Origin of the sequence: Streptomyces sp. sk2.1 (assembly GCF_008120935.1) — a bacterium.
GTDB lineage: Bacteria > Actinomycetota > Actinomycetes > Streptomycetales > Streptomycetaceae > Streptomyces.
The window spans coordinates 1-5,035 of record NZ_RDBO01000206.1 but is presented as its reverse complement, the minus strand read 5'-3'; the positions used below and the strand labels follow the sequence as shown (position 1 = coordinate 5,035).

Genomic DNA, 5,035 nt, shown 5'->3' with positions numbered 1-5,035 from the left:
CGTCGGGGTCGGGGTCGGGGTCTCCGACGGTTCGTCGCCGGTGCCGTCCCCGCCGTCACCGTTCCTCCGTCCAGCCCTCCAGCGCCCGGTCGGCGAGGGCGCCGGAGACCGCGCGGTGGACCGTCGGCCGGTCCACGGTGCGGGTCAGGCCGATGCGCAGGGCGATCCGGTCGGATCCCACGGAGCGCGGGGTGCAGGCCCAGTGGGCGGGGAGCAGGCTCAACAGGCGTACGACGGTGGTCTCCCCGGTCGGGGCGGTGCTGTCCCGGCGGACGGTGATCACGTCGACGTGGCCCGCGGGGTGGTCGGCGGGGTGGCTCGCGACGCGCCCGGGGCCGGTGGCGTGGGCGGTCTTCCGGTCGGAGCAGGTCATGGCGCGTTCCCTTCCGGGTTCAGCACGTGCCGGGCGGCCGAGGCCATCGCCGCGATCCCGGTCGGCAGCGCGGTGCGCACGTCCGGGGCGAACTCCGGTGCGTGGTTGGGCGGTACGGGCGGCCCGCCGGCGCGGGCGGCGCGCCACTGCCGTGCCCCGGTCGCGCCGAGCAGCCAGTACACCGTCGCCACCGCCGGGGAGCCGGACGGAAAACCTTCCGGGAAGCCCGGCGGGGAACCGTCCGGGGCGCCGGCCGGGAAGCCCGGCGGGGCGCCGAACCACGAGAAGTCCTCGGTGGCCGTGAGGAGGCCGCAGTCCGTCACCCGTTCCGGGCCGAACAACGCCTCGTGCGCCCGGCGCACCCCCGCGGTGGCGGCGGCGTCGGTGCGCAGGGCGGGCGAGCGCGCGGTGACGACCAGGTTTGGTTCCTTCGGGCAGCCGGACGCCGCGCTCTCGCCCGCCACGATCCGCCGCACCGCGGCCGTCATCCGGTCGAGTGCCTGCTCGGACGACGCCCGCATGCACAGGGACAGTTCGGCCGTCTCCGGGATCACGTTGCCGCGCTCCCCGGCCCGCAGCATCCCGACGCCCAGCACCGCCTGCTCGGCCGGGGCCGTCTCCCGCGAGACGACGGACTGGAGCCGCAGGACGGTGGCCGCCGCCGCCGGCACCGGGTCGACGGCCAGGTGCGGGGTGCCCGCGTGGCCGCCCCGCCCGTACAGGGTGATGTCCACCGCCGCACCGGCCGCCATCAGGGGGGTGCGGAAGTCCGCGGCGTGCGCGAGGGTGCCGGCGGSGGCGGGCGAGGTGTGCTGGGCGAGGGCCACGTCCGGGGTGCCGAACCGCTCGTACAGCCCGTCCGCGAGCATCTCCCGCGCCCCGTCCAGGGTCTCCTCGGCGGGCTGGCCCACGACCAGGACCGTGCCGCTCCACCCCGCGCGCGTCCGGGAGAGTTCGTCCACCGCCCCGGCGACCGCGGCGAGATGGAGGTCGTGGCCGCAGGCGTGCATGACGCCGGGCACGGTGCTCGTGTACGCGAGGCCGGTGCGCTCGGTGACCGGCAGCGCGTCGAGTTCGGTGCGCAGCAGCACGGTCGGGCCGGGCCCGTTGCGCAGGACGCCCACGAGTCCGTGGCCGCCGCCGACCTTCCGGGTGACCGCGCAGCCGCTCGCCTCCAGCCGGGCGGCGAACCGGTCGGCGGTGCGCGCCTCCGCCCCGGAGAGCTCCGGGTGGGCGTGCACGTCGAGGTACAGCTCCAGCGCGGGGCGCAGGACCGTCCGGGCGACGGCCGGGGACGGTACCGGCGGCGGCTGGGGTGGAGCGGGGTTCTCCTTCGTCGTCATGCCATCTCACCTCGTTCCGCTGGGGCGGGTCGGTGCCGGGAGGAGCACGTGGTCCGGTGCCGGGAGGAGCACTGGGTCCTGTCATGAGCCTGCGCCGGTCCGGTTTCAGGAGTTCGGCGTTCCGCTGTCACGGGGTGCCAGCGATCTGACAGCGAAAGCGCGGCCGATCTGACAGCGGTCCCCGCTGCAATGGCAGCACCGCAGGGGAACAGTGCCGGAGCGGCCGGCCGATCCCCGTGAGCCAAGGGAGAACACCATGGCCCCCAAGACCGAGCTCGCCACCCTCGCCGACGAGATCCTGGAGCTGGAGTCGGAGACCTTCGAGATCTCGGACTACTCGGACGCGGCCGAGGTCGTGCTCGCCGGTTCGACGTCCTGCTCCTCGACGTCCACCTGCTCCAGCACCACCAGCACCACCTCCTGCTGCGCCTGATCCGGTCGCACACGCGGGTACGCGGGCCCTCTTCGCGCCATCGGCGCGAAGAGGGCCCGCGGGCGTCCCGGGAAGGGACGCGCCGGCCGCCGCGGGAAGGGCCGCGCGGGCCCTCACGGGAAGGGGTGCGGGACGCGCTTGACCGCGGACTCCGGGAGGTCGTCCGCCCGCCGCCCCGAGGTCCGCAGGGCGGTGCGCAGCCGGGGCATCAGCAGGGCCCGCTGCCGGGTCCAGCCGAAGTCCAGCGGCAGCAGGCCGGGGACGAGGGCGGCGACGGTGTGCAGCCCCATCCGGCGCTGTTCGGGGGTGGTCTGGTCGACCGCTACGACGTCGTGTCCGGCGGCGGCGATCCGGCCGACCAGCAGGTTCAGGTCGTCCAGCAGGTCCCCGGTGCGGGGGCGCAGCGGTTCCCAGTCGGCGAAGGCGTCGGCCGGGGAGCGGACGGCGACGGGGTTCAGGTACTCCCGCGCGTGCGCGGTCATCGCGGGCAGGCCGTGCAGCTGGGCGTGGTCCTTCAGCTGCCTCACGAGAGTGAAGTCCCGTTCCATCGCGACGAGTTCGGCGTGGCGTTCGGCGACCTGGTAGGGCAGGTGCGGGATGTAGGTGAGGACTTCGGACAGGGCGGACCCGATGGTGTCCTCCGGGTCGAATCCGGCGGCGGCGGCGAACGACAGCGTCCCGTACCCGCCGTCCCGGCGCACCGCGAGGGCCGTGACGACGGGGACGGTCAGGTCCATCCGGGTGTCGAAGGCGTGGACGTCGTAGCCGTGCAGCGCGGCCCGGTCGATCATCGTGCGGACGGCCGGGGAGCGGCAGGCGCCGAGGTCGATCGCGGTGAGGGGGGTGCGGCCGTACCAGGCCAGGAGGAAGGCGTCCCGTTCGACGATCTCCAGCAGCCCGTAGAGGATCGCCTCCTCCAGACTGCCGCCGGTGGCGCAGCCGTTGGAGCACTCGAAGACGAAGTTGTCGGCCTCGACCCCGGCGCTGTAGTGGGCGAGCCGGGCGGGCACCAGGACCGGGCGGTCGTCGCGCAGGGAGTGGCCCCACACCCAGGGGATGGGCCGGTCCGGGTCGAACGGGGAGACCATCGGGTCGTTCGCGTAGGTCTCGGGGGCGTACAGCCCGCACGCGGCGGGGTCCACGGCGTGGTCGGCCAGTTCGTGGTAGCTGCCCACGACGGGCGAGGTGCCGCGTCTGCGGGTGGTGCCCGCGTACCGTTCCAGGCCCTCCAGGTGGGCGAGGACCCGGCTGGTGTCGTAGCCGTTGGCCTGGCCGCTCCAGGTGACGTCGTTGAGTCCGGCGTAGCCGCGGACGAAGTGGGTGCCGGCGACCGGTGCCGTGGTGGTGGACGTGGGGTTGATCCAGACGTCCGAACCGAGCGCTCCGCACACCGGGTTGGCGAGGGCCGCGGTCGGCAGCGGGTAGGCGGACAGGGGCCGCAGCCGGTAGCCGTCCGGGTCGGGTTTGGGGGCGGGGCGCAGCACCATGCGGGCCGCTTCCGCGGTGTCGGGGACCTCCTGGACACAGGCGGGGCACAGGGGTTCGGGCAGCAGCGGGAACGTCGCGGTGGCGAGGGTGACCAGGTCGACCCGGGTGACCCGGGGCAGCGGCCGGTCGGCGGGGGTCGCGTCGGGGAGGTCGTGGCCGCCGCCCAGCGCGGCGCGGTAGGTGGCCCAGACGGCGTCGACCGCGTAGTCCGTGAGGACCGGCCAGTGGGTGGCGCCGTGCGGGGTGCCGCCCAGTTCCAGGGCCTCGCGCTCCGAGCGGCTGCGCAGCCGCTGCCAGCGCATGGCCAGGCACTGTCCGCAGGCCGCGGCGTCCGGGTCGCCGCCCCAGGGGCCGATCAGCACGGCGCGGGAGGTGAGCTGGACGTTGGCGGCGGGGCGGTCGGCGGCGTACGGGTCGGGGCGGCCGAAGCCGAGGGTGTCGGCCGCGCCCAGCGGGACGACGAGCGGGGCGGGCAGGGGCCGCGGGTCCGCCGACCGGGCGTGGCGGGCGGTCAGTCCGTGCTGGAGGACGGTGCGGGCGTCCTCCAGCGGGCTCTCGCCGCGCACGGGCGGGGCGGCGGCGGTGGCGGTCGTCATGACTTGTCGCTCCAGCGGAAGGTCTTGAGCGCGATCGCGATCAGGACGAGGGCGAAGCCGGCGAGCACCGCGCAGGACAGGCCGATGTCCCCGATGGTGCCGTCGCCGGTCAGGGCGCCGGATATCCCGTCGTTGAGGTAGCGCAGCGGAAGGACGCGGGAGAGGTTCTGCATCCAGCCCGGCATGGCGTCCAGCGGGAAGAACGAGCCGGACAGGAACGCCATCGGGATCATCAGGCAGTTGGCGACGGCGGCGACGGCCTCGGGGGTCTTCGCGTAGCTGCCGACGATGACGCCCAAAGCGAGGAACGCGGTGATGCCGAGGACCAGCACCGGCAGGGCGAGCGGCCAGCGGCCGTCCAGTTCCAGACCGAACGAGGGCAGCAGGGCCACGGCGACGAAGAGCACGGACTGCACGGCGCCGATGCCCAGCGCCAGGACGTAGCGGGAGGCGAGGACGGCGGAGACCGGGGTCGGGGTCATCCGGATGAGGCGCAGGATGTCGTCGCGCCGCCACTGCATGAGGACGAAGCCGACGCCGAACACGGCCGCGTTGCCGACGCCCCACGACAGGACGCCGGGGGCGATGTAGTTGATGTAGGGCTTGCCGCTCTGCTCGACGGTCTGTCCGTGGAAGATCAGTCCGAAGACCACCAGGAAGATGAGCGGGAAGGCGAAGGTGAAGAAGAGGGTGGTCTTGTCGCGCGTGTAGGCCCGGTATCCGGCCTGGCTCAGCGCCGCGTATGCGCTCATCGGGGGTCTCCGTATCGCTGGTGGTGCGGGGGGGGCGGAGCCGTTACGGC

General features: G+C 74.6%; 5 protein-coding genes. 1 reads left to right on the top strand and 4 read right to left on the bottom strand.

What is annotated here, in order from left to right; genetic code table 11:
* Positions 1-55: 55 nt before the first annotated feature.
* Together EAO76_RS42555 and EAO76_RS42550 are read right to left on the bottom strand one after the other, a co-directional pair.
* Positions 56-373, bottom strand: a complete 318-nt coding sequence (locus EAO76_RS42555) for a hypothetical protein (protein ID WP_316248420.1) — start codon at positions 371-373, stop codon at positions 56-58.
* Positions 370-1,716 (bottom strand): amidohydrolase, encoded by a 1,347-nt coding sequence (locus tag EAO76_RS42550; RefSeq protein WP_148841572.1) that lies wholly within the window; start codon positions 1,714-1,716, stop codon positions 370-372. Before EAO76_RS42550 ends, EAO76_RS42555 begins: the two co-directional genes overlap by 4 nt.
* A gap of 256 nt (positions 1,717-1,972) precedes the next feature.
* Between EAO76_RS42550 and EAO76_RS42545 the strand changes: the two genes are divergently transcribed.
* Positions 1,973-2,149, top strand: coding sequence for a thiazolylpeptide-type bacteriocin (locus EAO76_RS42545; protein WP_073790073.1), 177 nt, complete (start codon positions 1,973-1,975; stop codon positions 2,147-2,149).
* A 113-nt stretch (positions 2,150-2,262) separates the two neighbouring features.
* Here EAO76_RS42545 and EAO76_RS42540 read toward each other — a convergent pair whose 3' ends face one another.
* Both EAO76_RS42540 and EAO76_RS42535 read right to left on the bottom strand, forming a co-directional pair.
* Positions 2,263-4,233 (bottom strand): TOMM precursor leader peptide-binding protein, encoded by a 1,971-nt coding sequence (locus EAO76_RS42540; protein WP_148841571.1) that lies wholly within the window; start codon positions 4,231-4,233, stop codon positions 2,263-2,265.
* Positions 4,230-4,985, bottom strand: coding sequence for an ABC transporter permease (locus EAO76_RS42535; protein WP_148841570.1), 756 nt, complete (start codon positions 4,983-4,985; stop codon positions 4,230-4,232). The genes EAO76_RS42540 and EAO76_RS42535 overlap by 4 nt, the downstream gene beginning before the upstream one ends.
* Between the last annotated feature and the right edge of the window lie 50 nt (positions 4,986-5,035).